19 protein-coding genes are annotated in these 21660 nt (G+C 44.6%); 13 read left to right on the top strand and 6 right to left on the bottom strand.

Annotated elements, in window-relative coordinates; translation table 11 throughout:
• Positions 1 to 58: 58 nt before the first annotated feature.
• A complete protein-coding gene (locus tag L1070_RS19430; RefSeq protein WP_237126799.1) occupies positions 59 to 1225 on the top strand; it encodes a DUF3103 family protein in 1167 nt (388 codons plus the stop codon).
• A gap of 121 nt (positions 1226 to 1346) precedes the next feature.
• On the opposite strand, the gene L1070_RS19425 is transcribed toward L1070_RS19430, so the two are convergent.
• Positions 1347 to 2978 carry an endonuclease gene (locus L1070_RS19425; RefSeq protein ID WP_237126798.1) on the bottom strand — a complete coding sequence of 544 codons (1632 nt, stop codon included), beginning with the start codon at positions 2976 to 2978 and terminating at the stop codon, positions 1347 to 1349.
• 306 nt (positions 2979 to 3284) lie between these two features.
• Here L1070_RS19425 and L1070_RS19420 point away from each other — a divergent pair, with 306 nt between their 5' ends.
• The 4 genes from L1070_RS19420 (at position 3285) to L1070_RS19405 (ending at position 8714) form a co-directional block, all read left to right on the top strand.
• Positions 3285 to 5093, top strand: coding sequence for an assimilatory sulfite reductase (NADPH) flavoprotein subunit (locus L1070_RS19420; protein ID WP_237126797.1), 1809 nt, complete (start codon positions 3285 to 3287; stop codon positions 5091 to 5093).
• A 64-nt stretch (positions 5094 to 5157) separates the two neighbouring features.
• Entirely contained in the window at positions 5158 to 6876 is a 1719-nt protein-coding gene (gene cysI / locus L1070_RS19415; RefSeq protein ID WP_237126796.1) for an assimilatory sulfite reductase (NADPH) hemoprotein subunit, read from the top strand.
• Between the two features lie 47 nt (positions 6877 to 6923).
• Positions 6924 to 7664 (top strand): phosphoadenylyl-sulfate reductase, encoded by a 741-nt coding sequence (locus L1070_RS19410; protein ID WP_237126795.1) that lies wholly within the window; start codon positions 6924 to 6926, stop codon positions 7662 to 7664.
• A 570-nt stretch (positions 7665 to 8234) separates the two neighbouring features.
• Positions 8235 to 8714, top strand: coding sequence for a DUF4124 domain-containing protein (locus L1070_RS19405; protein ID WP_237126794.1), 480 nt, complete (start codon positions 8235 to 8237; stop codon positions 8712 to 8714).
• Positions 8715 to 8723: 9 nt separating this feature from the next.
• On the opposite strand, the gene L1070_RS19400 is transcribed toward L1070_RS19405, so the two are convergent.
• Positions 8724 to 9830, bottom strand: a complete 1107-nt coding sequence (locus tag L1070_RS19400; protein ID WP_237126793.1) for an NAD(P)/FAD-dependent oxidoreductase — start codon at positions 9828 to 9830, stop codon at positions 8724 to 8726.
• Positions 9831 to 10005: 175 nt separating this feature from the next.
• Between L1070_RS19400 and L1070_RS19395 the strand changes: the two genes are divergently transcribed.
• On the top strand, positions 10006 to 10764 hold the full coding sequence (locus tag L1070_RS19395; protein ID WP_237126792.1) for a transporter substrate-binding domain-containing protein: 759 nt from the start codon (positions 10006 to 10008) through the stop codon (positions 10762 to 10764).
• Here the strand turns inward: L1070_RS19395 and L1070_RS19390 are convergent.
• The 3 genes from L1070_RS19390 to L1070_RS19380 all read right to left on the bottom strand — a co-directional run bounded on the left by L1070_RS19390 (position 10733) and on the right by L1070_RS19380 (position 14536).
• Positions 10733 to 11185, bottom strand: coding sequence for a PaaI family thioesterase (locus tag L1070_RS19390; RefSeq protein WP_237126791.1), 453 nt, complete (start codon positions 11183 to 11185; stop codon positions 10733 to 10735). The genes L1070_RS19395 and L1070_RS19390 overlap by 32 nt on opposite strands.
• A gap of 108 nt (positions 11186 to 11293) precedes the next feature.
• Positions 11294 to 14032: an aconitate hydratase AcnA gene (gene acnA, locus L1070_RS19385; protein WP_237126790.1), complete on the bottom strand. Its 2739-nt coding sequence runs from the start codon at positions 14030 to 14032 to the stop codon at positions 11294 to 11296.
• Between the two features lie 126 nt (positions 14033 to 14158).
• On the bottom strand, positions 14159 to 14536 hold the full coding sequence (locus L1070_RS19380; RefSeq protein WP_237126789.1) for an RNA-binding S4 domain-containing protein: 378 nt from the start codon (positions 14534 to 14536) through the stop codon (positions 14159 to 14161).
• A 170-nt stretch (positions 14537 to 14706) separates the two neighbouring features.
• Between L1070_RS19380 and L1070_RS19375 the strand changes: the two genes are divergently transcribed.
• From L1070_RS19375 to L1070_RS19355, 5 genes are all read left to right on the top strand, one after another.
• Positions 14707 to 14988, top strand: coding sequence for a hypothetical protein (locus L1070_RS19375; protein ID WP_070986552.1), 282 nt, complete (start codon positions 14707 to 14709; stop codon positions 14986 to 14988).
• A gap of 205 nt (positions 14989 to 15193) precedes the next feature.
• Positions 15194 to 15859: an SDR family oxidoreductase gene (locus L1070_RS19370; protein WP_237126788.1), complete on the top strand. Its 666-nt coding sequence runs from the start codon at positions 15194 to 15196 to the stop codon at positions 15857 to 15859.
• Positions 15860 to 15981: 122 nt separating this feature from the next.
• On the top strand, positions 15982 to 16347 hold the full coding sequence (locus tag L1070_RS19365) for a hypothetical protein (protein WP_237126787.1): 366 nt from the start codon (positions 15982 to 15984) through the stop codon (positions 16345 to 16347).
• The gene (locus L1070_RS19360; RefSeq protein ID WP_237126786.1) at positions 16347 to 18692 is read left to right on the top strand and encodes a fatty acid cis/trans isomerase; all 2346 of its coding nucleotides are present in this window, start codon (positions 16347 to 16349) and stop codon (positions 18690 to 18692) included. Before L1070_RS19365 ends, L1070_RS19360 begins: the two co-directional genes overlap by 1 nt.
• A 99-nt stretch (positions 18693 to 18791) precedes the next feature.
• Positions 18792 to 19412, top strand: coding sequence for a dUTP diphosphatase (locus L1070_RS19355; protein ID WP_070986548.1), 621 nt, complete (start codon positions 18792 to 18794; stop codon positions 19410 to 19412).
• A 4-nt stretch (positions 19413 to 19416) separates the two neighbouring features.
• On the opposite strand, the gene yrfG is transcribed toward L1070_RS19355, so the two are convergent.
• Complete coding sequence (yrfG, locus tag L1070_RS19350; RefSeq protein ID WP_237126785.1) at positions 19417 to 20073, bottom strand: GMP/IMP nucleotidase; 657 nt, start codon at positions 20071 to 20073, stop codon at positions 19417 to 19419.
• Positions 20074 to 20134: 61 nt separating this feature from the next.
• On the opposite strand from yrfG, the gene nudE reads away from it, so the two are divergent.
• Complete coding sequence (gene nudE / locus L1070_RS19345) at positions 20135 to 20698, top strand: ADP compounds hydrolase NudE (protein ID WP_070986576.1); 564 nt, start codon at positions 20135 to 20137, stop codon at positions 20696 to 20698.
• Between the two features lies 1 nt (position 20699).
• Positions 20700 to 21494, top strand: a complete 795-nt coding sequence (gene cysQ, locus L1070_RS19340; RefSeq protein WP_070986546.1) for a 3'(2'),5'-bisphosphate nucleotidase CysQ — start codon at positions 20700 to 20702, stop codon at positions 21492 to 21494.
• The last annotated feature ends 166 nt before the right edge of the window (positions 21495 to 21660 follow it).

The following is a 21660-nucleotide window of genomic DNA, read 5'->3' as shown; positions in this document are numbered from 1 at the left end:
TTTAAATAAGTTTTATCTTCTTCTACTCAAACACGCGGATTATTGTCAGGAGTAGAATATGAAAAAATTAACAAAATTTACATTGACTGCCTTAGCAGCAATGAGTCTAAATAGTTATGCAGCAGATTCAGACGTAAAGGTTCAACAGGCTTTTCCTGCATTGGATGTATATAACCCAGCTGGTTATCAAGTAGTTGATATTAAAAAGCAGCTTGCGAAACAAGTTGCACGTCAATTGCCAAGCATAGCGACTCCTGTCAAAGCGCAAATGAGTCAGTATCGTTTACAAATCCCTCTTTCATCAGAATTAGTACCAGCTTCTTTAGCACCTAAGGTTCGCGCAGCTAACAGCTATACTCGATCTCTCAAGGGACTATCTGAGTCTGACGAATCTATTTATCAGTTACGTCTTGCCGACAGTGTAATGCTGAGTGCTTGGCAACAAGGGGAGCCTGTTTTAGTTGCATTTGCTCCGAAGGGAGATGATAAGAATTGGGTGCATGTGGAAGCATATGATCAACACGGTAATGTGCATTTACTCGATGCTAAAAAAATGCCGCAGCAACCTGTATTAATCGTTGAAATTGACAGCCAAAAGAGCCTCAAAGAAGGCTTGGCTGTCATGCAACGAGAGTTTAATAAGCACCGACCTGTATCACTATCTACACAAAAACCGTTCTTTGATACACAAAGTGACGCAGAGCCTATTTCTACCAGTGTATTGAATCGTATTCGTTTAAATGATGATGAAGAGCCTTGGATTTCGGGTGCAGCAGAAGTATACGGAGTTGTAACGGGTGTGAGCCCAAGTCGCGATGAGCCGGTGCTGGATATCGTTGACATGCCGTACTTAGATCATGATGGTCGTGATTACACTCCTAATCAAATCATCATTCATTGGGAACGTTATCGTTGGCAAGCTGCGGACTTGCTGCTAATGGAGCAAGATGACAACACTAATTACAAAACTCTCGCGACGACTTTCTTAGACATTGTCACTCAGGTTATGCGCACCATTCCTGACCCCAATGTGCAAGGTTACGCGATTATTCCACAGCTGACCAACCAGCTTATCAAAGCCATGCCAGATTCGTGGTTTACCAATGACGATGACTATGTAGATGTTTTTTATACCTTATTTGAAGGTCAGCAATACACAGGTTACATGGGAGCCAGTGGTAATGCCAAAATCAGTTTATCTCCCTTAACCATCAACCCTAGGTGATTTCCCGTTGAGTCGGTTAGCGGCCTGAAGGAGTAGGCCGCCTTTTTATTCATAAAAACTAGTTAGAAGCGAAAACTAAAAAGCCACCGACCGGTGGCTTTTTTTTGGCTAGATTAGTTGTTTACCAGATCTGCTGTACAAACTCAGGGTGGTCTACAAATGGGTTGCGGTTGCCTTGAAACTCGTGAGCCGCTTGGTTGCGTGCTTGTTCAATTGCATCCACAGGGTCAGCCTCATGCCAGCGTTTTAGCATGGCAATAACCCAAGGCTCAAACACCTGATTAGCACTGCCATCAAGTACAGCATTACTGTACTCAGTATTGTTTTGCCAAGTGCTGATCACATTCTCATAGCGAGTAGCCATATAAAAGTAGGCTCTTGCAAAGTCGCCTTTAAATTGATCGATAGGCTCAAATACTGTGCCTGAATAATTCAGGCTAGATGCGGCTGAGCCAAGTCTACTGCCATTACTTGAGGTGTATGTGGCGCTTGCTACTTCACCAAATGGATAGTTGCTGCGCTTGGCGTTGACATATCCATCGGTGGCGAAGATATGGTGAATATCAGAGTTCATAGGCTCTATTTTGCCGCCAAACCAACTCTTTGGAAACGAATGCTCTCGGTTGTAACAGTCACCTTCAATGCTGTATGTGCCACATTGATTGGTCACAGCAACATAAGTTACCGCATCGCTGCCGTTTGGTCTTTCTGAGTAGCGGTCTAAAACCGAGTTATCATTTTCAAAATAGATATCACGCTCTGACTGGTCGATAAATTGCCAAATAGCTGAGTAACCTTGTGATTGGTGGCTGCTAATAATGCTGTGCAACTCACTCTTTAGTGCAAAGCCAGTTAAACCTGCCGCTGAAGCGTAGTATTGTGATGGGTCGGTTGGTGTGCCACCGCCATTATCATTGCCAATAGTAAAGGTATGTTGCTGCTGTGTAGTAAAGCTGCTACCTGAAGCTAATGTTCCCGTTGGACCCGTTAAACTATAAGAGCCATTACCGTAGCTACAACACATACCGTCACCATAGCTGTCCAGCATGGTGAATGTGTAGCTGTCATCCACAACACACAAAGACTCGTTGTAGGTAGTATTACTCGCGTAGCCGTTGCCACCTGCTACTTGGGTGTTGCTACTATTAGTCAATGTCCAGCTGGTTTCTGAGCCGTAATTATCAGTGGTTAAAGATAGGTTGAGTTCAGTGTTTTGGCAGCCAGTTGGTGGGGGAGTGGTTGTCGTGGTTGGTTGAAAGTCATCGATATACACCACTTCATTGCCGTCAAAGCCGGTGCCGTCATAAAAGCGTAGGCCAACCGAGATAGATGTGTCGGTGCTGGCGGTATACGAATGACTGATCTGCTGCCACTGATTTAAAGTAAATGGATCTGAGTAACCATGATAACCATCAACCACAAGCCTTGCTTTAACGCCACCTTCAGTATGATAAACCCAAGTGCTAAAGGTATATGTTTGCCCTGCTTGCACCGCAACGAGCTGCTGTAAATCTGTGCTACTTTGCGTGCCTGTCGTTACGGTTACTTGTGCAGCAGTTTGGCCAGTTTTTACGATATTACTTGTTGCGCTTACGGCAATACCTGAATCAATGGTCGTCCAGCCAGTTGGCTGGTTTTGTTGCCAATTTTCGAAGTCACCATTACTTACTTGTGCTGCGGCATATTGGCTGCAAAGTGCTGCACTTAGCGCAAACGCAAGCTTTTGTTTATAGGATGTTTTCCCGTGTTTCATTTTTGATCTCTTTTATTAGATTTAATATTTTTGCTTTTACTTAAACAAAGGCCGAGCTTACTGAACCTTTGTTATTGCAATGTTAATATTAGAGTGGTGATTTTTAAAGCAAATCTTTTAATCTGTTTTTGTTGGTGTTTTTGGTTATTAATAACCAAAAGGAATATAAAAGCAGATCTTTGTCTTTTTGTTGTCTGCATAGATCAGTATGCTTCAAACTATGAAATAACTTGTTATACGTTATGATTGAGCAAGTGAAGCAACACATTTAAGCAAGAGACGTTTTAGGGTTACGGGGATTATTCAATGTTGTTAAGTCAACTTAGCGCTGCGGCCAGCCCGCTTACGCAAGAGCAAGTGCAGAAATTACAAGGTTTAGTGGCCGAACTAAACCCCATCCAGCAAGCCTGGGTAAGCGGTTATTTGGCAGCCAATGCAAACTCTGCTGCATTAGCAGGGGGAGCGGGCACGCAAGCGGCGGCTGTAGAAGCTGCTCCGTTAACAATTTTATATGGTTCTCAAACAGGCAATGCTAAAGCTGTAGCAAGCCAGTTGAAGGCGCAGGCTGAGTCTAGAGGGCTGAGTGTTAAGCTGGTAAATATGGCGGACTACAAAACTTCTGCGCTGAAGAAAGAGAAGTTTCTTGCAATTGCTGTGTCAACGTATGGTGAGGGTGAGCCGCCTGAAGATGCTGAATCGTTACACGCGTTTTTGGCAAGTAAAAAGGCGCCAAAGTTAGAAGGTGTGAAAGTAGCCGTAATCGGACTCGGTGACACCAGCTATGAATTCTTCTGCCAAACCGCCAAGGATTTTGAGCAGCGTTTGACCAATTTGGGCGCAGATGTGGTTTATCAGCGTGCAGAGCTAGATGTCGATTACGAGGAGCTTGCAACTCAGTGGATTGCCGGTGCATTGGATGTATTTGAACCTGAACTGAAGTCACAGCAGGACGCCGCAACTAATGTGGTGAGCATGCCTGGCGCTGTGGCGAGCGCTTCAAGTCAGTATACGAAGCAAAATCCATTTGCCGCAGAGCTGTCTGTGGTGCAAAAAATTACAGGTCGTGACTCAACGAAAGATGTTCGCCATGTCGAAATTTCTTTAGACGGCTCTGACATTCGTTACTTACCAGGTGATTCGCTGGGTGTGTATTTCCTAAACGATGAAGCGCTGGTGGATGAGGTACTAGAGTTACTCGCTATTGCTGATGATACAAAAGTGACAGTTGCAGGTGAAAGCATTGCAGTGCGAGATGCATTAATTGAAAAGCTGGAACTGACCCAGTCATATCCTGGTTTTGTAGAGAAGTATGCACAGGCGACCAACAATGTCCAATTACAAGCATTGGTTGAAGATAAAGCAGCTTTGCGTGAGTACATAGAAGCAAGACAAATTTTTGATGTGATCAAGCAAAATCCTGCGGCAATTGATGCGCAGTCTTTAGTTGACTGTTGCCGTAAACTGCAAGCGCGTTTGTATTCGATTGCGTCTAGTCAAACTGAAGTCGAAGACGAAGTACATCTAACTGTGGGTTTGGTTGAGTTTGACGCCTTTGGTGAACAGCATTTTGGTGGTTGTTCGGGCTACTTGGCAAATCGTGCACAAGAGGGTGCAAAAGTTAAAGTATTTAGCGAGCACAATGACAATTTCCGTTTGCCTGCAAATGATGACACGCCAGTGATCATGGTGGGACCGGGTACGGGGATCGCTCCGTTTAGAGCGTTTTTACAAGAGCGTGATGCGCGTGAGGCGGCAGGTGAAAACTGGTTGTTCTTTGGGAACCCACACTTTACACAAGATTTCCTATACCAAGTTGAAATTCAAGGGTATGTGAAGTCGGGCTTGCTAAGCAAGGTAGATTTAGCATTTAGCCGCGACCAAGCTGAGAAAATCTATGTACAAGACCGCTTACGCGAAAAAGGTGCAGAAGTCTTTGCATGGCTTGAAAAGGGTGCACATTTTTATGTGTGTGGTGATGCCACACGTATGGCTAAAGATGTTCACCAAGCTTTGATCGACATTATTAAAGCCCATGGTGGCAAAGATGATGAACAGGCTGAGCAGTATCTAAAAGACTTGCGTAGCCAGAACCGTTATCAAAAAGACGTGTACTAATCGGCTGTCTGAAGCATTTAAGTACATAACACTGACCGTCACAGTAGAATTTTTAGGATAAGCCATGAGCACCGAATACAAACCAAACAGCAAACTTGATCCAAATGCTAAATTTGCTGATAACGAACGCTTAAAAACACAAAGTAACTATTTGCGTGGCACCATTGAAGCCGATCTTAAAGACCCGCTTACAGGTGGTTTTACGGCAGATAATTTTCAGCTGATCCGTTTTCACGGCATGTATCAGCAAGATGATAGAGATATTCGCCCTGAGCGAGCAAAGCAAAAATTAGAGCCATTACATAATGTCATGTTACGTGCTCGTATGCCCGGTGGCATTATTAAGCCTAGTCAGTGGCTTGCAATTGATAAGTTTGCTGAAGAAAAGTCTATGTATGGCAGTATTCGTTTAACAACACGTCAAACGTTTCAATTTCATGGAGTACTGAAGCCAAACATCAAAGAAATGCACCAAATGCTTAATAGCGTTGGGATTGACTCAATCGCTACTGCAGGGGATGTAAACCGAAACGTGCTGTGTACGACCAACCCGGTTGAATCACAGTTGCACCAAGAAGCATACGAATGGGCGACTAAGATCTCTGAGCATTTGTTACCACATACCAAAGCATACGCAGAGATCTGGCTCAATGGTGAAAAAACTGAGACTACACAAGAGCCGATCTTAGGGTCGACCTATTTGCCTCGTAAATTCAAAACTACGGTGACAATTCCACCAAACAACGAAGTGGACGTACATGCGAACGACCTAAACTTTGTGGCTATTGCCGATAACGGCAAGTTAGTGGGCTTCAACGTGCTGGTTGGTGGCGGTTTAGCAATGACTCATGGTGATGTGAACACGTATCCACGCAAAGCGGATGATTTTGGATTTATTCCACTTGAGCACACCTTAAAAATAGCTGAACACGTTGTGTCGGTGCAGCGTGATTGGGGTAACCGCGTTAACCGTAAAAACGCTAAAACCAAATACACCTTGGATACATTTGGCGCGGATGCTTTCAAAGCAGAAGTCCAAAAACGTGCGGGTGTTGAGTTTGAACCAAGCCGTCCGTATGAGTTCACTCATCGTGGAGATCGCTTTGGTTGGGTGGAAGGAATTGATGGTAAACACCATTTGACCTTATTTATCGAAAATGGCCGCATTTTGGACTACCCAGGTAAACCGTTGAAAACAGGTTGTCGCAAGATCGCCCAAATTCACCAAGGTGACTTCCGTATGACGGCAAACCAAAACCTGATCATTGCGGGTGTGCCTGCGGATCAAAAAGCCACTATTGAGCAATTGGCACGTGAGCATGGCTTGATCAACGATGAGCACACGGCACAACGCAAAAATTCAATGGCGTGTGTAGCTTTGCCAACATGTCCGTTGGCAATGGCAGAGGCCGAGCGATATTTACCTGAGCTAGTGACTCAAGTCGAGGGCCTGCTAGATAAGCACGGCGTAGCTGATGACAGTATTATCTTGCGTGTAGTCGGTTGCCCTAACGGCTGTGGCCGCGCGATGTTGGCTGAAATCGGCTTAGTCGGTAAAGGCTTAGGTAAATACAATGTTTACCTAGGTGGTAACCGTGAAGGAACCCGAGTACCCAAACTGTATTTAGAAAATGTCGGCGAAGACGTTTATCTACCAGCCTTGGATGAGTTGATAGGTCAGTGGGTACAAGAACGTCACAGTGACGAATGCTTTGGAGACTTTGTGATTCGAAAAGGCATTGTGGCTGAAGTGAAAGTGTCAAAAACAGACTTTCATGCGTAACTAACAAGTAAACTGGCAAGCATCGGTTTGCCATGCTGGGAATGAGAATGAGTGATTACAAACAGCTCTTACAGTTAAGTGGAAAAGCGCAAACAGCATTGTTGGCACAAGCCAATGAACTATTGCTGCCTATGAGTCCACAACAGCGAGTGGCTTGGGCGCTGGAGCATTTGCCAGATACTGCTTTTCTATCTTCAAGTTTCGGTATTCAGGCCGCGGTGATGTTGCACCTAGTGACTTCAGAGCGTAGCGACATCCCGGTTGTACTTACAGATACAGGGTATTTATTTCCAGAAACCTATCAGTTTGTGGACTACCTAACAGAGCGTTTAAATTTAAATTTAAAAGTGTACCGAGCGCCAATTAGCCCTGCTTGGCAAGAAGCCAAGTACGGTAAATTGTGGGAGCAAGGACAAGAGGGTATTAAACAGTACAATGCGTTGAATAAAGTTGAGCCGATGACCCGTGCACTGAAAGACTTGAACGCGGGTACTTGGTTTAGTGGTTTACGTCGTGATCAGGCCTCCACCCGTGCTGATAAGCAAATACTTGAGATTAGCCGCGGCACGGTGAAGGTGTATCCAATCATAGAATGGAACAATCGTGATGTTTATCAATACTTAACCAAGCATGATTTACCCTATCACCCGCTTTGGGAGCAAGGGTATGTATCGATGGGAGATGTACACACGACACGTAAACTTGAACCGGGTATGAGTGAAGAAGAAACGCGTTTCTTTGGCCTAAACCGTGAGTGTGGTTTACACATTGATGGTGACGGCATTTAAAATCTCCAAGCCATGGGGACACATAAAAGCACAACCTAGAGTTGTGCTTTTTTATTGCTTATCAGAAAGCTATCCCTTTGTGCATTACTTACGACGCGCAACACGGATTGAAAAATAGCCATGGTAAGCTGTTCGCTGCAGCAAATAACAGTACAAACATGGATGCCACTATAAAAGTATGCTTCTTCTATCAATGCCATCACTGTTCTTTTGGGGCACATGAATGCTGTAGGCAAGGAGCAACATAATGATGGTCAATATGGAAAATCTCAGAGGTTAGAGCCTTAGGTATCTAAATTGCAGAGGCCAACTGCTAACTAGTGCGAGAAACAGGTGAGACCGCTTCTGTGTCATACAAGTGGGAGTTTTTTGCGAATGCTTTGAGAGATTAATTTTGGATGCAAGTAGCAGATCGTTTTGCTTAAATAGGTCCTTTTTAAATCTCTCGGCCAATTTATTGGCAATTGACTGTGCCATTTTCACCTTCGAGTAAGCATGTTAGACTTTTCAAGATGTTCTTCTAGAGATCAAAGTACAGTGAAGTATTTTAGTTATATATTGGTTATGGTGATGTTTATTGGTGTGGGTTCTTTGTTTGTGCTCAAACGGCCTGATGGCAAACCTTGGTTAAGCTTGCAGGCGATAGCTGAAAAGGCACAGGGGGCGACCGATAATGTATTCAAAGACGCGCAAAGTAAGCTTAATAAATCAGTTCAGAATGTGACTGGCTCCTCGGCTGATGCATCTGGCGGTACCATCTATAAATGGCAAGATGCCAATGGGAATTGGGTATATTCAGATCAACCAAATACCAAAGGAAAGAGCCAAACTCATACCTTAGATACCAGCAAGGTCACCATAATGGCCGCTGAAGACACCGCTATTCTAAAAGAACTAGCAACGCAAAAAGCACATATAGACACTAAGCTCAAAACTCCATCCGCACTAAGCCCAAGTGAAATCAAGCAACTGATGAAGGATGCTAAAAACATTCAAAAGTTGATGGACGAGAGAACGAAAAAGATAGATAAGGCTATAGAGGGTATTTAGCGCGCAGCATCACTCGCGCTCAATACTGACTTGTTTAGCAACTTTATGTGCGATCGCCAAACTTGCGGTGAGCCCTGGAGATTCAATCCCAAACAAATTGATCAACCCTTTAATACCATGGTGATGATAGTCTTGGATAACGAAGTCTAGCGACCCTTGTAGTTGTAGCTTAGGGCGTACTCCACAATAGCTGAGTTGTAAGCGGGTACTGTCGAGTTTTGGCCAGTAGCGTTTTATTGCGTCAATAAAGCGCGGCTTTGCCTGCTCGTTTGGCGTGTAATCAAGCTGCTCGATAAATTCGGTATCTGGTCCGAACTTGAGCTGACCTGCCAAGTCTAGGGTTGCATGGATGCCGAGTCCATGTTGTTCGGGCATCGGATACAACAAATGCTTAAACGGGTGCCTGCCCTGATAGCTAAAGTATTGCCCCTTACAGTAGTGTAGCGGTGGAATATGGTGTGTGGCTAGGGCGTCAATGTTGTTGGCACATGCCTGTGCAAAAAGCCCTGCTGCATTTATTAAATACTTACATTTGAGATGAAACTCCTCTTCAGCGCATGCAAGAGTGACAACAAAATGCCCTTCCTCAAAATGTGCCTTGATAAATCGGGTATTGTTAACGTAATGACCGCCATGTTGAGAAAGTTTATTGAGATATGACAACATCAGCTGGTGGCTGTCGACAATTCCAGTTGAAGGCGACCAGACCCCAGTGAGCGCGTTTATCTCTGGGGCCCTCTCTCGCAATTGGCATGTGGTGAGAAATTGTAAGTCGGTAACGCCATTGTTGTTGGCCTGTGCGACTAGAGAGTGTAATTTTTCGATTTCTGACTCGTTGGTGGCAATAAGCACTTTACCAATCTGTTGTACTGGTACGTGGTAGCGCTGGCAATGTGTGTACAGTAGCCCCTTTCCTGCAACGCACAACCGTGCTTTTAAACTATTCTGTGGATAGTAAATACCGGCATGGATCACTTCGCTGTTACGGCTGCTAGTGTGCTCGCCAAACTGACTATGTTGTTCAATAACAATGGTGTCTTGATGCTCACTGAGGGTGGCTGCGATGGCAAGCCCAACCACACCCGCGCCAATGATTAACGTATCTACTTGTTCCATAAAATACATCTATATAAATGAGATATCGATATGGTAGCAAAGGCAAGACTTAGCTACTACGACTGGTGGCGTTTTAAGTTTGCTTGTAACAGACCGATATGGTGGCTTGCAGCCCTGATTAGCAAAAAGTGCCGCGAATTATTATCTGTCAGCTACACTAATGATTACAAATATTATGACAGAATTATGTATGGTTAAACCCCTTAAGCTAACCCTGTATGTACTACTTGTGTGTGTTGTCAGCGCGCAGGCTCAGGTGATGAAAGTGGTGGGTGGACACAACCCTTGGCCTCCGTACATTGAAAGTGATGGTTCGGGGCTAGTGAATGATATTTTGCACGCTGCGTTTGATAGTCAAGGTATTGAGCTGGAGATCCAAACCGCGCCATTTAGTCGCATGCTAATACTATTAGAAGAGCGTAAAGTCGACTTGATAGCCGCACTATGGTGGACTGAACGACGCCATAAAACGATTTTGTTTAGCCAGCCTTACTTCCACAATGAATTGGCTGTAGTGAGCCACCAAGATAGCCACGCTGATTTTCGGGGCGCAAAAAGTTTACGTTATAAAACGGTTGCTGCAATAAGAGGCTATGCATATCACGAATTATTGGAAAGTATTGAAAAGGTTAAAGTGATAGATGTACACAGTTTGCAAGCCTGCTTAGAGATGGTTTATAAACGCCGAGCAGATTTTGCCATTGCAGATGTTTTGGCATTTGCACATGAGCAAAAGAAAGCACCTGAACTCAGAGCGCTCATTGCACATCTGCCCGTTTTGCTGAGCTGGCCACTACATATTGGTGTGAATCGAGCGCACCCACAGGCAGAAGAAATTATCGAGCGCTTTAATTTAGGCTTAGCAGAACTTAAAAAAACCGGCCGTTATCAGCAAATCATCGCTAAGTATTCGTCTGAGGGCGGGCAACAATAGCCGCTGTCATGCGGCTAACACAACATAACTCTCCCGTCGCATTGGTAATTTTAACTTCCCATACAGAGGTCCGTTTGCCTAGATGCAGTGGCTTGGCTATTGCTCTTAATATGCCATTTCTGGATGCTTTTAGGTGATTTGCATTGATCTCTTGGCCGACACAGTAATAGTGCTCGAAATCCACAGCAAAGTTAGCGGCATAGCTGGCAACAGTTTCTGCTAATGCGACATTTGCTCCACCGTGGACCATACCTAGCGGATTGTGATGACTTGGTGTGGCTGGCATGGTAGCAACGAGGTAGTCATCACCGATTTCGGTTATTTTGATGTCTAAGGTTTTCATTAAGGAGCCTTTACCATGTACACCTTCATCAAGTTGTTGGCAAAATGCTAGAGTGATTGGGCGATACCAGATAGACATAGGGTTCCTTGTTAATTCTTTGGCTGGCCCAGTGTATTGGATATGTGACTTTGCGTCACTGATTTTAAAAGAAGTTGCGACAGCATTTGTGGCCGTCGCAACACAAGGCTAGTCATTTTCAAGCATGTTTCTGAGTACATATTGCAAAATGCCACCATGCTGATAGTAATCCCATTCTTTGGGAGTATCGATTCTAACATCTACCAAGAACTCAAGTTGCTTGCCATCCTCTTTACTGGCGATAATTTTAACTTCATCGCAGTTGTCGCATAACCCCATTACTTCGAAGCTTTCCTCACCACTTAAGTTGAGTGACTCGTGGCTATCTGGGTGCTTGAATTGCAGCGGTAGTACACCCATGCCTATTAGATTTGAACGGTGTATACGTTCATAACTTTGTGCGATGACGGCTTTGACGCCAAGCAACAGCGACCCTTTTGCTGCCCAATCTCGAGAAGAGCCAGTGCCATACTCCTTGCCAGCTAAGATAATTAGAGGCGTATTAGTTTCTTGATAACTCATAGCAGCATCAAAAATGCTCATGGTTTTGCCGTCAGGTATTAAGCGGGTTACGCCGCCTTCTGTGCCCGGCGCCAGTTGGTTGCGCAAGCGTACATTGGCAAACGTACCACGCATCATCACTTCATGATTTCCTCGCCTAGACCCATACGAGTTGAATTCGCTGGCCTTAACTCCTTGCTGTTGCAAATAACTGCCCGCAGGGGATTGTGCTTTAATATTGCCAGCGGGAGAAATATGGTCTGTTGTCACAGAGTCCCCGAGCTTGGCCAAACATCGAGCTCCTTTGATATGAGGTAACCCCGGAGGGTTTTTACTCATGTTGGCAAAAAATGGTGCATGGCGGATATAGGTAGAGTCTTCTTGCCAAGGGTAGAGCTCACTGGCTTGGGTGCTGATCTGTTGCCAGTTGTCATCACCGCTGTAAACTTCGGCGTAGTTTTTGGCAAACATCGCTTGGGTAACGGTTTCATCAACCAGTTGCTGAACTTCACTTACGCTGGGCCAGATATCTTTCAAGTAAATGTCATCGCCGTTGGCGTTTTGGCAAAGCGGTTCATTGTAAACATCAATGTTGGTGCGCCCAGCGAGCGCATAAGCTACCACCAAAGGCGGCGAGGCTAAAAAGTTCATTCGAACATCTTGGTGAATGCGTCCTTCAAAGTTACGGTTCCCTGAGAGCACGGAACTCACAATTAATTTATGGCGATTGATTGCATCGCTGATCTCTTTTGGTAGTGGTCCTGAGTTCCCAATACAGGTGGTACAGCCATAACCAACCAGATTGAATCCCAGAGCTTCTAGGTGGGTAAGTAAATCGGCTTGTTTGAGATAGTCGGTGACGACCTTAGAGCCAGGAGCTAAAGACGTTTTAACCCAAGGTTTAGGCTTAATACCCAGCTCGTTGGCTTTTTTGGCAACCAAAGCGGCCGCTAGGATGACACTCGGGTTTGACGTATTGGTGCAACTGGTAATCGCTGCAATCACACAGGCTCCGTCTTCAAGTTGTATGTTCTGGTTATTATATTCAAGCTCAGCAAAACCAAATACTTGTGCTTCACCGAGTGGGTCTTTGGACTGCCCGCCTTCAGCAACGATTTGTGCCTCATCCTTACTCAGATGACTCTCGTTGCGTTGGTCTTGCATTACTTTGAGGTGATTTTTTATCTCGCTGCCAGCTTCGTCTAAATTGATACTGTCTTGTGGTCGGGTTGGACCTGCAATACAAGGAACCACGGAGCTCAAGTCCAAGGTGAGTACATCACTGTACTGGGGCTCATCACCTGCTTCTCGCCACATGCCTTGGTGTTTGGCATACCCTTCAATCAGTGCAAGTTGTTCTTCACTACGATTGGTTAAGCGAAGATAGGAAATCGTTTCCTCATCAATTGGAAAAATACCGCAAGTGGCGCCATATTCTGGGGCCATATTGGCAATGGTGGCACGATCAGCTAATGGCAATTGGGCAAGCCCATCGCCAAAAAACTCGACAAATTTACCCACGACGCCGTGTTGACGTAGTCGATGTGTAATGGTCAGTACCAAATCTGTTGCGGTGGTACCTTCTGGTAATTTTCCCTCTAGCTTAAAACCAACCACCTGTGGGATCAGTAAACTGATTGGTTGACCAAGCATGGCGGCCTCAGCTTCGATACCTCCAACACCCCAGCCCAGTACACCTAAACCGTTGATCATAGTTGTGTGCGAGTCGGTCCCAACAAGTGTGTCAGGGTAGGCGATGGCTTCTCCTTGCTCGGTATTTTTAAATACGACTCTAGCTAGATACTCAAGGTTTACTTGATGCACAATGCCGGTGGCGGGGGGCACCACCGTTAAATTATCAAAGGCGGATTGACCCCAGCGTAAAAATTCGTAGCGCTCTTTATTGCGTTGATATTCCAACTTTGCATTTAAATCAAAGGCACCAGCGTGGCCGTATTCGTCAACTTGAACTGAGTGATCGATAACAAGCTCAGCAGGAGAGAGTGGGTTTATTCTGTTTGGGTCGCCCCCAAGCTTTGCCATCGCCTCTCGCATCGCCGCCAGATCTACAATTGCAGGTACGCCGGTAAAGTCCTGCATGACGACCCGAGCAGGTGTAAAGGCAATTTCAGCCTTTGGTGTCGCTTTGGCTTCCCAATTGAGAAGTTGTTCAATGTCTTCTTTACGAACGGTACGACCGTCTTCATGACGTAGCAGGTTTTCTAGCAAGATTTTTAATGCAAATGGCAGTCGCCGAGCTTTAGCGCCTAAGCGTTCCAGTGAATAGAGGTGAACTTGTTGCTGATCAATGGTCAGCTGGGTCAGAGTATCAAATGAATTTTGCATACTGCCTCCGCTTTATGATTTGCTGAAGCGATGATTGGCATATGCCGCATACCTTGCGGCATATTTTTTAGCCATATGACTAACTGTATTGTGATCGTTTGCAAAAATTCAAGTCATTGGGCTGTTTTAGCCAAAAGAGATCGGCTTGCGACCGGTGTTACTGTCCTTTTTGTCTTTGCGGCTTCTATTGCGTTTTTTGCGCTGCGTTGGTGCTGTTTGCACCTCTTTGGGTTCATCTGCTGGTGCTGGGCGCACAGCGGGTTCTACACCCTCAGCTAAAGTTAGGCGGTAGCTTTCACCATCAAAAGATAGGGTGTCACCCGAATAAAGCTTTTTGCGTTTCACTGTGCAAAGAGCATCGTTTACGGCTACATAGCCTTCGCCAATCAACATTTTAGCCTGTCCGCCAGTGTCTGCTAAATCTAGAACTTTCAATAGATTACACAGCTCTATTGGTTCTTCTTCCAACTCGATCTCGATATAATCTGAGTGCTCTTCAAACATATTCTGCTCACGTTCTAATCGTTTGCGTTAGTATACCTCGTTGCTGCGATGAGTGACGAAACTTTTTATGCTATTTGCCTGTCTTTAATGTAACTGAAGTAATTGGCGTGTATTTTGCTGCCAAAATTGAATGAGTTGATTGTTGCAATTTACAAAGAGGAGCAAACAATATGGGAATTCGTTCAGCATTAAAAAAAGAGTTAATGAACCCAGACGCGAAGGGGTTGATGACCGCGGATGATGTACGAAGCTACCTGCAAAAAAATTTAGCCCGTATGAAGGACAAAAGTGCACAGCAATTTAATATCATCGCGCGATTTAATGCCCACCACAGTAAAGTGCAATCAGGGCTACCTGCACAAGAGCGCGCTCTAGTTTATGAGCGCCATCGCTTATTTAAAGAAGTGCTTTATCCCAAGTCAGCCGTACAAAAGTGGCTTAATCAACTTTGATACACTGATTGGCCGGTCTTTGCGAACCGGCCTAAATCTCAGGTTCGATACTGGGTAAAATGGTCGCCTTAAGATCGCACTCTTTCGCAGCTTCCATCAAACTGTGTGTACCATCAGCATAGCAGAGCATTATCTGAATATGATTTGTCTGGTTTGAGTGAGTATACTCAGAGCAACTTAACGAGAGACATAAAAGGAGTCAGTTATGAATAAACATGTGCTTGTGACAGGTGCAAACCGTGGGATTGGCTTGGAGTTCTGCAAGCAATATTTGGCGCAAGGTTATGACGTAACAGCCGTGGTACGCCAACCCTCTGATGAGCTAAGCGCGCTTAATGTCACAGTGGTAGCTGGTGTCGACGTGAGTGATGCACAGCAAGTGGCAACCCTGCCGGCAACGCTCGCTGGGAAAAGCATTGATATTCTGATCAACAATGCAGGTGTGTTCCACAATGAAACACTCGACAATATGGACTTTGCTGCGATTGATAGCCAATTACAAGTCAATGCCGTTGCGCCATTGCGTGTTGTGCATAGTTTGCTGCCTTTGCTTAAAGCAAATAGTAAAATAGCGATGATCACAAGCCGTATGGGCTCTATTGCAGATAATGGCTCTGGTGGTTATATCGGCTATAGAATGTCAAAAGCAGCCCTTAATGCTGCCAGTGTGAGTTTAGCGCATGAGTTAAAGGCGCAAAACATTGCTGTCGGACTATTTCACCCCGGTTTTGTACAAACACAGATGGTGAACTTTGCTGGGGACATATCACCGCAATTAGCTGCTGAACGATTGTGCCAACGCATTGCTGAACTCACGATTGAAAATACAGGGGGTTTTTGGCACTCAAGTGGCGAAACCCTGCCTTGGTAATAATTCTGCGGGGTTTTTATATGGCTTATTTTGGGCACAGGGTAAGCCATCAATCAACTGAGATTCAGTTATTTTATGCTAGTATGTGAGAATCTAATCGGCTCTCAATACAAAATACAATCATGGAATTATCTGAAAATACACCTCTAAGCTTGCCGCTATTTTTACTGAATGATCAATTGGAACAACGTGATATGGCCTCTCCAGACCTTATTATGGAGGTGGTGCTGGATGAAACGCTGTTGGCAAATCTGTGCCAAAACCCCAAGGCGGAAGAAAACATGAGTATTAATTTGGAAGATTATCAACTCCATGCGCAACAGGCGGAGTTTGAAGCTTTGCTCAATGCACAACACCAAGCCCAACTGTTGTTGAATCATGGACCAGTGCTCAGTGCGGTATTGAGCTTGGATAACGATCAAGTTTTTATTTCTCCACCTATGGAGATGATGCCAACTTTTGACTTAGGTGAAGAAGAGGATAGCTGATGAGAACACGTACCTGGTGGATGATATTTATGGCTATGGTGCTGTCGGGGTGTGTGGCAATTGGCTTTAGCCACTACGATGACATTTATGGCCCTCAGCATGTACAGGTGCGTGACGTTGGCCCCTCCAACGGTGAAGGGGCTGGGTATTTGCAGTTGGTTAAACCTGTGTTGGAGCAACGCTGCGTAGTGTGTCATGGCTGTTATGATGCGCCATGTCAGCTCAAATTGTCTTCTCCCGAAGGGGTTGACCGAGGCCTGAGTAAAGAGCGTGTTTACAATGGCACTCGTTTACTGGCCCAGTCACCAAGCAGGTTGCTATTTGATGCGGATAACACACAACAGTGGCGTGATAAAGGCTTTACGCCCGTATTAAATGAGCGCCACCAGAGTGAGCAAGCGAACCTAGCAGGCAGTGTTTTATACAACAGCCTGCTGCTAAAAATGAGTCACCCATTCCCAGAACAAGGGGTGCTTGGGAATGAATTTGATTTTTCTTTAGATAGACAACAAAGTTGTCCGAGTATGGATGAATTTGCCAGCTTGGCAAAAACTAAACCTCATGCTGGAATGCCGTATGGATTGCCCGCAATTTCTCATAGTGAATTTAAGCAACTAGAAACTTGGCTCAAACAAGGTGCCAAAATGGCACAGGTAGCGCCTCCCACACCGCAAGAATTGCAGCAGGTTGAGCGCTGGGAGCAGTTTTTAAATCAACATGAACTAAAATACCAATTGGCAGCAAGATACATCTATGAACATTGGTATCTCGCTCATATTTATTTTCCAAAGGTCAATGCCAGCAGCTCTCCTAACTTTTTTAAACTAGTGCGTTCAAAAACGCCCCCTGGAAAGCCCATAGAATTAATCTCAACTCGGCGACCATATGATGACCCTGGCGTGAGCAGAGTCTATTATAGATTGATGCATGATCGTAGCAGCATACTAGCAAAAACCCATATGCCGTTGGCGCTGACTGATCACAAAATGTCTCGTCTGTATTCGCAATTTATTACACCGGATTATCAGGTAGAGAAGCTACCTAGCTATGAGCCGAAAGTAGCCTCTAACCCTTTCAAGGTGTTCTCAGTCATTCCAGTTAAGTCAAAATATCAATTTATGCTTGATGAGGCGGAGCTTATCATCAAGGGATACATCAAGGGTCCTGTTTGCCGCGGCCAAATTGCGCTGAATGTGATCAATGATCAGTTTTGGGTTGCATTCATTGATCCAGAAAAAAACAGCGTACCAGCCGTTAGCGATTTACTCTTACAGCACGAAGATGACTTGGCATTACCAGCGGCGGAACAAAGCAATGTATTACCGCTGCCAAGCTGGATCAAGTATGCAAATCGTCAGCATGAATATATACGCGCCAAGACTAAATTAGCGAACGAACTGTTGGCTGATGGCAAACTACTGACCACTGATTTAATTTGGCAAGGGGATGGCCATAATGACAACGCAGCACTGACGGTGTTTCGTCACTTTGATAGCGCTACAGTGGTTAAAGGGTTTGTTGGACAAGCGCCAAAAACCATGTGGCTGTTAGATTACGCCTTATTTGAACGGATCCACTATCTGCTGGTGGCAGGGTTTGATGTATACGGTAACATTGGACATCAGCTAATCACTCGCTTGTACATGGACTTCCTACGTCTGGAAGGTGAGCAAAACTTTATTAACTTGTTGCCTCAAGACGAGCGTCAAGAGGTTAAAAACCACTGGTATCGCCGCTCTCATATTAGCTTAAGTGAATTTATTAATCGCAAGACTCTACTGGCAGCGCCTACGGGTATTGAATATGTTACGGATGATCCCAAAACTGAGCTATACGAAAAGATAAAAACGGCGCTTAATCCCGTATTGAGCAAGCGTTACGACCATACATCTGAATCTTCGGTGCTCGCTCAGTTAAACAGCCTTCCCCATAAGGCTATTAATGTTCTGCCTCAAGTGTCTTTCATTTTGCAAAGGCAGCAAAACGGAGCGCATAAGGCGTTTACCTTGCTTCATCACAACGCACATTACAATATCTCGAGTCTGTTGAATGAAGATGGCCAGCGGGCTTATGAAGAAGATACGGCCACACTGGTCCCCGGTTTTATTGGTGATTATCCAGAGGCGATTTGGTATTTGGCTGATGAGCAAAACACTCAGGCATTTGTAACTCAGTTGAAAGCTGTGGAAAGTGAAGAACAATATCAAGATGTTACCGCTAAGTTTGCGATAAGGCGTACTCACCCTCAATTTTGGCAATACAGTGACTTACTGCATCAAGTGGCTAAAAAGTACCGAGGAGTAGAGTATGGCTTATTTGATTACAATCGTTTGGAAAACCGTTAGTAACACTTTTTAAACAACAAAATTTGCGGGCCAGCCAGTGCAGAAATTATCTCGCTAGGGTATGATGTTGGCCTTTTCACAGCATAAAGAGAGAGCGCAATGTCAACCAATATCACTAAGCTAGTCGTGATGTTAGAAATGCAAAATGCCATGAACACAAAAGTACATGAGCAATGGTTTAACCAAGGGTTTGAATGGTATCGCGCAATTTGGGTTGAGTGTGCAGAAATGCTCGATCACTATGGCTGGAAATGGTGGAAGAAACAAACCCCAGATACCGAACAAGTGATCTTAGAGCTGGTTGATATTTTCCATTTTGGTTTATCACTACGTATTGATGGGAAAACATCTTACCAAGCGTTAGCGGAGCAGTTGGATACGGAGCTTAGCCAGCCGCAAATGTCAGATGACTTCAAACAAACATTAGAAGTGTTGGCTGCCAGCGCTGTGGCGGACAAGCAATTTAATGCTAAAGCGTTTGCAGGGTGTATGCAGCAAATCGGTATGGATATTGATGATCTATATCGCGGTTACGTCGGTAAAAACACCTTGAACTTTTTCCGTCAAGACCATGGCTACAAAGAAGGCAGCTATATCAAGGTATGGAACGGACAGGAAGACAATGAGCACCTTGTTGAGGTAGTTAAGAGTCTGGACACCGAACATCCTGATTTTGCTAAAAATGTTTACGCTGGACTGCAACAACGCTACCCAGCGTAACGGACTATTTGATAGGTAATAAGGTTCTATAGTCGGTGATAGATAAGTAGTCAGTGATCACATTCGCTGGCAATTTACTGTCTGGGTTGGCCACAGCAAGTAGGTGGCCAATACCAAATTCTCGTGCAGCGTTTAATACACTTAGGCTGTCGTCAACAAACAAAGTTCGTCGCTTATCAAACCCTAAATCCGCTTGCACCTGTTGCCATAGTGATTGGCTTTCTTTGCTAACACCGTATACATGCGTGGAAATGAGTACATCCATATGATGTGCAAACTCAGTTAGCTCGACCTTTAAACTTAGACTGTCTGGATGGGCATTCGTTAGAAGAATGAGCTCTTTTCCTGCATCTTTGAGCGCCGAAAGAAATTCTGGCACATCTTCACGTACTGAGATTAAGTGTTGAATTTCTCTTTTTAACGCCATGATAGGCAGGCCTAGTTGCTCTTGCCAATAATCTAAGCAATACCACTGTAATTTCCCATGAACGGCCTCATAGCGTGCCAAAATATCTGCTTTGGCTTGTTCAAAACTGATATTTTGTTTCTTGGCGTGTTCGGTGGGGATCACGTGTAGCCAAAAGTAACTGTCAAAGTGTAGATCAAGCAAAGTACCATCCATGTCTAGAAGGACGGTATCAATTTCAGACCAATTTAGCATAGGCATTTATCATTAAAGGATTTATGATTAAGTGTATGGCCATGATAACAAATTAATTCTTATGTCACAGAAAAAGCATCCAAATCCGCCAGAAATCATTCAATGTGAAGTGGCTGCAAAAAGTCGCTTATTTACCGTAGAAGCGTTGCATTTGCAGTTCTCTAACGGCGAACAACGTCAATATGAGAGAATTAGAGGAGGGGGGCGAGGAGCTGTGATGATAGTGCCAATAACTGCAGAAAATGAGCTATTATTAGTGAGAGAATATTGTGCAGGGACACACAATTATCAACTTGGGTTTCCCAAAGGTTTAATTGATCCAGGCGAAACTCCGACTGAAGCAGGCAACCGAGAGTTAAAAGAAGAGGTTGGCTTTGGTGCAAAATACTTTTGCGATCTAAAAACATTATCTTTGGCGCCGAGCTATTTTAACGCCAAAATGCACATTATCGTAGCAAAAGAGCTTTATCCTGAGCAGTTAGAAGGTGATGAGCCAGAACCTTTAGTTACCGTAAAGTGGCCTTTAGATCAGTGGCAATCATTATTGGCACAAAGTGATTTTACGGAGGCACGTAGTGTTGCTGCATTGTTATTGCTGCAACAATATTTGGCGCAGGAGGTTTAACATGCAAAAACTGCTAGAACCTTGCATCTCGCTGGCAATTCGAGCGGGCGAGGCTATTATGGATATCTATCAAAATGAAGATATCGGCGCACAAGAAAAGTCGGACCATACCCCTGTGACGGCAGCTGATTTAGCATCCAATGAAGTGCTGATGGCAGGATTAAAGGAGATTGCGCCAGATATCCCAATTATGTCGGAGGAAACTCCCATACCTGACTTATCACTACGCGAGCATTGGCAGCGCTATTGGTTACTTGATCCTATGGATGGTACCGGGGAGTTCATATTACAAAGCGGAGATTTTGCGGTAAATATTGCATTAGTGGAGAATAATAAACCTGTATTAGGCGTTATTTATTGGCCTGCAAAACAAACTACTTATTACGCAACCAAAGGACAGGGGGCTTTTAAACGAACGCCACAATCACAGCAACAAATATTTGTTGCAACGCCACAAAATCTAACGCTAGCGGTTAGCCGAAGACAAAAGCTCGAAGCGGTCAGTCAGTATCTAAATAGCCAGTTTGATACTGTAGCACTAGGTTCATGCTCACTCAAAGCATGTATGATAGCTGAGGGAAAAGCAGACTGCTTTTTGCGCGTTGGCCCAACGGGAGAATGGGATACTGGAGCGTCACAGGTGATAGTGGAAGAAGCAGGAGGCTGTATTACAGACGCTGAGTTCAACCCCCTTACATACAACCAGCGAGAGATCACTGAGAACCCTGATTTTATCGTCATGGGTCATCCTGATTGGCAGTGGCAAAAACTCATCACACCACATCATCGCAGCTAATATTGCATTTTGGTTGATATTTGCGCGTTTAGAACACAGTCGCTTAGTTAACGCTTGCATTTAATATTGAATGCTATATGATAGCGGCCTCTTAGGAAGACAGGCCAAAAAACTCTTGTTAAAGGTTTGTTTTTTTAAAAGTAAAATTTAAAGCTAAGCTTTAAAT

The sequence above is a fragment of the Pseudoalteromonas sp. MMG022 genome (genome assembly GCF_021654245.1).
Lineage (GTDB): Bacteria > Pseudomonadota > Gammaproteobacteria > Enterobacterales > Alteromonadaceae > Pseudoalteromonas > Pseudoalteromonas amylolytica.
Note: the sequence above shows the minus strand (reverse complement) of the source record. Positions and strands in the feature narration are given on the sequence as shown.

Bases quoted from the DNA above. Each gene is read 5' to 3' on its own strand.
- L1070_RS19430 (WP_237126799.1), top strand. From the start codon at position 59: ATGAAAAAATTAACAAAATTTACATTGACTGCCTTAGCAGCAATGAGT.
- L1070_RS19425 (WP_237126798.1), bottom strand. From the start codon at position 2,978: ATGAAACACGGGAAAACATCCTATAAACAAAAGCTTGCGTTTGCGCTA.
- L1070_RS19420 (WP_237126797.1), top strand. From the start codon at position 3,285: ATGTTGTTAAGTCAACTTAGCGCTGCGGCCAGCCCGCTTACGCAAGAG.
- cysI (WP_237126796.1), top strand. From the start codon at position 5,158: ATGAGCACCGAATACAAACCAAACAGCAAACTTGATCCAAATGCTAAA.
- L1070_RS19410 (WP_237126795.1), top strand. From the start codon at position 6,924: ATGAGTGATTACAAACAGCTCTTACAGTTAAGTGGAAAAGCGCAAACA.
- L1070_RS19405 (WP_237126794.1), top strand. From the start codon at position 8,235: ATGTTTATTGGTGTGGGTTCTTTGTTTGTGCTCAAACGGCCTGATGGC.
- L1070_RS19400 (WP_237126793.1), bottom strand. From the start codon at position 9,830: ATGGAACAAGTAGATACGTTAATCATTGGCGCGGGTGTGGTTGGGCTT.
- L1070_RS19395 (WP_237126792.1), top strand. From the start codon at position 10,006: ATGACAGAATTATGTATGGTTAAACCCCTTAAGCTAACCCTGTATGTA.
- L1070_RS19390 (WP_237126791.1), bottom strand. From the start codon at position 11,185: ATGTCTATCTGGTATCGCCCAATCACTCTAGCATTTTGCCAACAACTT.
- acnA (WP_237126790.1), bottom strand. From the start codon at position 14,032: ATGCAAAATTCATTTGATACTCTGACCCAGCTGACCATTGATCAGCAA.
- L1070_RS19380 (WP_237126789.1), bottom strand. From the start codon at position 14,536: ATGTTTGAAGAGCACTCAGATTATATCGAGATCGAGTTGGAAGAAGAA.
- L1070_RS19375 (WP_070986552.1), top strand. From the start codon at position 14,707: ATGGGAATTCGTTCAGCATTAAAAAAAGAGTTAATGAACCCAGACGCG.
- L1070_RS19370 (WP_237126788.1), top strand. From the start codon at position 15,194: ATGAATAAACATGTGCTTGTGACAGGTGCAAACCGTGGGATTGGCTTG.
- L1070_RS19365 (WP_237126787.1), top strand. From the start codon at position 15,982: ATGGAATTATCTGAAAATACACCTCTAAGCTTGCCGCTATTTTTACTG.
- L1070_RS19360 (WP_237126786.1), top strand. From the start codon at position 16,347: ATGAGAACACGTACCTGGTGGATGATATTTATGGCTATGGTGCTGTCG.
- L1070_RS19355 (WP_070986548.1), top strand. From the start codon at position 18,792: ATGTCAACCAATATCACTAAGCTAGTCGTGATGTTAGAAATGCAAAAT.
- yrfG (WP_237126785.1), bottom strand. From the start codon at position 20,073: ATGCTAAATTGGTCTGAAATTGATACCGTCCTTCTAGACATGGATGGT.
- nudE (WP_070986576.1), top strand. From the start codon at position 20,135: ATGTCACAGAAAAAGCATCCAAATCCGCCAGAAATCATTCAATGTGAA.
- cysQ (WP_070986546.1), top strand. From the start codon at position 20,700: ATGCAAAAACTGCTAGAACCTTGCATCTCGCTGGCAATTCGAGCGGGC.